Here is a 4,810-nt window from a genome sequence, read left to right as displayed (position 1 = left end):
GGTGGTCAGGCGGGTAGTTGCATCAGGTCATCGGTGCTCACCTCCGTCGGCGAGCTGGTGGCGGGGTCGGTGGTCAGGGTGAGTCGGCAGCGGCTCAGGACTTCGAGTCCGAGGTAGCGGCGTCCTTCGGCCCATTCGTCGGTCTGCTCGGCCAGGACGGCGCCGATGAGGCGAACGATGGCATCCCGGTTCGGGAAGATCCCGACCACGTCGGTGCGGCGTCGGATCTCCCGGTTGAGGCGCTCGGTGGGGTTGTTGGACCAGATCTGCCGCCACACATCGTCGGGGAACGCGATAAACGCCAGCAGGTCCTCGCGGGCATCGCCGAGGTGGTCAGCAACCTCGGGCAGTCTGCCTTCGGTGTAGTCCAAGAGCCGGTCGAACTGGGCATTGACAGCCTCGGCGGTGGGCTGGTCGTAGACGCTATGCAGCATCGCCTTCACGGCCGGCCACATCGACTTGGGGCACACGGCCATCAGGTTCGCCGCGTAGTGGGTGCGGCAGCGCTGCCACGCAGCTCCGGGCAGGTTCGCCGCGATCGCCTCGATCAGCCCGGCGTGGGCATCGGAGGTCACCAGCCGGACTCCGCCCAGGCCACGGGCCACCAGGTCGGCGAAGAAGGTGTTCCACGAGGCCTTCGTCTCGCTGGTGGCGACTTGCATGCCCAGGACCTCGCGGTGGCCGTCACCGTTGACCCCGGTGGCCAGCAGCACCGAGGCTTTGACGACCTGCTTGTTCTCCCGGACCTTGATCGTCAGCGCATCGGCGGTGACGAACGTGAACGGTCCGGCCTCGTCCAGGCGCCGGTGCCGGAACGCCGCGACCTGCTCATCGAGGTCTTCGGCCATGCGGGAGACCTGGGACTTGGACAGCGAGTCGATGCCGAGAGTTTTGACCAGCTTGTCCATCCGGCGGGTGGAGACCCCGGCCAGATAGCAGTCCGCCACGACGGTGATCAGCGCGGACTCGGCCCGCTTGCGACGCTCGAGCAGCCACTCGGGAAAGTAGGAGCCCGAGCGCAGCTTCGGGACGGCGACGTCGACGGTGCCGACCCAGGTATCCAGGGGCCGGTGGCGGTAACCGTTGCGGTAGTTGGTGCGCTCTGACGAGCGGGCGTTCCACTCGGCGCCGCACACGGCGTCGGCGTCCGCGGACAGCAGGGCGTTGATCATGGTCTGCAGCAGCTCGCGCATCAGATCCGGTGACGCGTCGGTCAGGGCTTGGCTAAGCAGGCCTGCAGGGTCGACAATATGGGGTGCGGTCATCGTGATGACTCCGTTCGAGGATTCGGTAGAAGGTTGACTCGAAGGATCACACGGTGGCCGCTCTACATCCGTACACAACACGGAATCGCAGACGATCTCGGCCACCGAGTTACACCACTCTATGGGGCACTACTAGGCCCTTCTGAGCTGGCGGTACGGACTCTGTACGAGTCGTATCAATCCTGTTCAGGAGGGCACCTTCGCATTTCCGCGCCAGTGCAGCCTCGGATGTCGACCCGGCGGCAGAACACGAAGTCCCTCTACTGTGGCGGGAACACGGGATCAACAGCCAGTTCACGTTTCGCTCGACCCTAGGGAGATCACATGGACGTCGCCGCCGTAGCCGCCACCGCACCGGACGCGCCTCTGGAGAAGACCACGATCCGGCGTCGGGATACCGGGCCGGCCGATGTGCTCATCGAGATCGAGTACGCCGGCATCTGCCATTCCGACATCCACCACGTGCGCGGCGAGTGGGGCCAGACCGCCTACCCCGTGGCGCCCGGGCACGAGATCGTCGGCATCGTCCAGGAGGTCGGTTCCGAGGTCACCCGGCACGCGGTCGGCGATCGCGTCGGCGTCGGGTGTCTGGTGGGTGCCTGCCATGAGTGCTCGTCCTGCACCGCGGGCCAGGAGCAGGAGTGCGAGCGCGGGGCTGTGGCGACCTACGGCTCACCGCTGCCCGAGGACCATCCGGAGGGGCCCGTCACCCAGGGCGGCTACTCGACCCACATCGTGGTCGAGGAGCCAATGGTTGTGTCCGTCCCCGACGGGCTCGACCCGGCCTCCGCGGCGCCGCTGCTGTGCGCGGGGATCACCATGTTCTCGCCCCTGCGGCAGTGGAACGTCGGCCCGGGCACCAAGGTCGCCGTGCTCGGCATGGGCGGGCTCGGACACGTCGGAGTGAAGCTCGCGGTGGCGATGGGTGCCGAGGTCACGGTCCTGTCGCAGACCACCTCCAAGCGGGACGATTCGCTGCGGTACGGCGCCGTCGAGCACTACGCGACCGCCGGCGACGAGGGTAAGGCCACGCTCCGCGAACTCCGCGGCACCTTTGACGTCATCCTCAACACCGTGTCCGCGAACCTGCCGCTGGACCGGTTCCTCGCTACCCTCAAACCGCGTGGGGCGCTGGTCAACATCGGGATCCCGACGGAGCCGATGTCGGTGCGGGCCGGGTCCGTCGCCGCCGGGCGCAAGATCCTGACCGGGTCCATGATCGGCGGGATCCCCGAGACCCAGGAGATGCTCGACTTCTGCGCCGAGCACGGGATCACCGCCGAGATCGAGCTCATCTCGGCGGACAAGATCAACGAGGCCTACGACCGCGTGGTCCGGTCGGACGTGCACTACCGGTTCGTGATCGACGCCAAGACGTTCTGATCCATCGCGGCCTGACTCACCGCGGGGCGACCTGCGCGAGCAGGTCCGCGAAGTCCTCGTCCCGCGCCTCCAGGAACCGGTGCGCCTGCTCGGCAAAGTCCGCCAGCCCGGTCAGGCGCCCCGAACTCCGGGTCGCGCACACCGCCGCCGCGCCACACGCCCGGTCCAGGGCTGAGGCGATCGCCGACCCCCCGGGCAGTGCAGCTGCCACACCCGCCGCGACGTGCGGGAACGTCACCTCCGCAACACGCTCTCCGGACTCGCGGAACACCGCGACGGCGGACGCGATCCTGTCCGCATCGGCTCTGATCGTCCCGTCGGGCATCTGCTCACCTCGTCGTCGTCGTGATCTCGTCGTCGTGTCTCATGAGGTACGACGCCCCCACCCCGCCGAACGGTTCCACTACCTCAGGCCCCACTCGCTCAGAGGAGAGCGCCATGTCCCTGACCTGGACACCCACCATCGACCGCGCGCTCGCGGTCGCGGCCCGCTGCCACGCCGGCCAGACCCGCAAGGACGACCCGACGCCCTACATCGCGCACCCCGTGGCGGTGGCGATGATCGTGTCCGACTTCACCGACGACCCGGACGTGGCGGTCGCCGCGCTGCTCCACGACGTTCTCGAGGACGTCCCGCCGTCGGTCTACTCGGCCGATGACATGATCGCCGAGTTCGGCGACCGGGTCACCGAGCTCGTTCGCGGCGTCTCGGAGGAGAAGACCGCGGGTGAGGAGACCCCGCCGTGGCGCGTGCGCAAGGAGGGGTACCTCGCCGCGCTCGCGGAGGACTCCGAGGAATGCCTGCTCATCTCGGCGGCGGACAAGATCCACAACCTGCGCTCGATGGTCGCCGCCCACGAACGACTGGGTGACGACATGTGGGGGCTCTTCAACGCCGGGCCGCAGGAGAAGTTGTGGTTCTACCGGTCGATCGCGGATGCGGTCACCCGACGGCTCGGTGACTGCGCGGCCTCGCGTGAGCTCCGCCGGGCGGTGGACGACGTCGCGGCACTGGCGCCGGTGAGCGGCGGCTGAAGGTCACACCGCCGGGAACTCGGCCTTGATCCGCAGCAGGGTCTTGGCCTGGGTCCGCCCCTCGAGGCCGAGAACCAGGCCGGCGGACTTGAGGCGCCGGGCGAGGTCGGAGTCCGCGGCGAACTCGGACTCCGACTCGATCGTGATCTCCACCCGGCGTCCGCCGTTGAGCAGCACCGACTGCTTGGCGGCGTCCAGACCGGGGATGTTGGTCCACCGGATCGGCCCGGGGTCTCGAGGGGAGGCCCCAGAGCCCGAGAAGGAATAGTCGAAGTCCGTGCTCTGGGTGCGGGTCACCTTGCCCCACCCGGCCATCGGTCCCACCCCCACCCGGGCGGCGACGGCGTTGCGGCGGGCGCTGTAGGTGGCGCACTCGATCTCGCAGGCCCCCAGGGTGTTCATCACCCTCAGCGCCTCCTCGAACCGCTGCCGCAGGCTCCACGCGTCGTACTGGCCGAACGGCACCAACAGCGGGCGGCCCTCGATCGGCGCCTGCACGTAGACCACCCGGGGGACGACCTCGCCCTCCACCACGTCATACCCCGACCGCACCTGCATCGGACGTTGGATGACGTCGGTGAGCAGACCGCGCTTGTCGGTGACGGGTGCGGTCTCGTAGAAGGACACGAGCTGACTCACTGGCGCTCACCTCACTGTTCGAGGTCGCGGCGGGTGCGGACCTCTCAGCCAGCGTATCCGCAGCTTCGGGATCGGCCCGCCCGTGCCCGGCTCACCCGAGGGGCCACTCCCCGAGTTCGGTGAGGTCGTCGGCCTCCGCGGTGACGGCCGTGGGCTCGCAACCGAAGCCGACCATCTCCGTGCCGTCCTCGAGCGTCACCCGGCCGAGCTGCATCGGCCTGGGGAGCTGGTCGAGGAAGCTGCCGAGCGCCGCCGGGGAGACCGTCCACCTCTCGCCGAGCAACGCGGCGCCGTCCGGGTGACGCAGGACCCCCGGCTTGGGCGGTTCGGTGTCGAGGCGGTACATCCGGTAGTCGGTGCTGGACCGGACCGGCCCACGCCAGGCGGCGCCACGTGAGGTGAGCTGGTGCTCGAGCGGGCCCCCACGCCGGTGTGCCCCGAACACCACCAGGTCGACGGCCGGCGCCCCCGCGCGCAACGGCCACGGC

At 69.1% G+C, this 4,810-nt stretch carries 6 protein-coding genes; 2 read left to right on the top strand and 4 right to left on the bottom strand.

Annotated elements, in window-relative coordinates; all coding sequences use genetic code 11:
* Positions 1-5 precede the first annotated feature (5 nt).
* Entirely contained in the window at positions 6-1,265 is a 1,260-nt protein-coding gene (locus G6017_RS15865; protein ID WP_182618220.1) for an IS256 family transposase, read from the bottom strand.
* A gap of 324 nt (positions 1,266-1,589) precedes the next feature.
* Here G6017_RS15865 and G6017_RS15860 point away from each other — a divergent pair, with 324 nt between their 5' ends.
* Positions 1,590-2,648, top strand: a complete 1,059-nt coding sequence (locus tag G6017_RS15860) for an NAD(P)-dependent alcohol dehydrogenase (RefSeq protein WP_182618219.1) — start codon at positions 1,590-1,592, stop codon at positions 2,646-2,648.
* Between the two features lie 16 nt (positions 2,649-2,664).
* Here the strand turns inward: G6017_RS15860 and G6017_RS15855 are convergent, their stop codons facing one another.
* Positions 2,665-2,973: a hypothetical protein gene (locus tag G6017_RS15855; protein ID WP_017835464.1), complete on the bottom strand. Its 309-nt coding sequence runs from the start codon at positions 2,971-2,973 to the stop codon at positions 2,665-2,667.
* 113 nt (positions 2,974-3,086) lie between these two features.
* Here G6017_RS15855 and G6017_RS15850 point away from each other — a divergent pair, with 113 nt between their 5' ends.
* Positions 3,087-3,683: an HD domain-containing protein gene (locus G6017_RS15850; RefSeq protein ID WP_182618218.1), complete on the top strand. Its 597-nt coding sequence runs from the start codon at positions 3,087-3,089 to the stop codon at positions 3,681-3,683.
* Positions 3,684-3,686: 3 nt separating this feature from the next.
* Here the strand turns inward: G6017_RS15850 and G6017_RS15845 are convergent, their stop codons facing one another.
* Together G6017_RS15845 and G6017_RS15840 are read right to left on the bottom strand one after the other, a co-directional pair.
* The gene (locus tag G6017_RS15845) at positions 3,687-4,322 is read right to left on the bottom strand and encodes a hypothetical protein (protein ID WP_017835462.1); all 636 of its coding nucleotides are present in this window, start codon (positions 4,320-4,322) and stop codon (positions 3,687-3,689) included.
* A gap of 91 nt (positions 4,323-4,413) precedes the next feature.
* A partial coding sequence (locus G6017_RS15840; RefSeq protein WP_524536320.1) for an allophanate hydrolase-related protein occupies positions 4,414-4,810 on the bottom strand: 397 nt, incomplete at its 5' end.

The organism is Dietzia sp. B44 (assembly GCF_014145245.1).
GTDB classification, from domain to species: Bacteria; Actinomycetota; Actinomycetes; order Mycobacteriales; family Mycobacteriaceae; genus Dietzia; species Dietzia natronolimnaea.
Note: the sequence above shows the minus strand (reverse complement) of the source record. Positions and strands in the feature narration are given on the sequence as shown.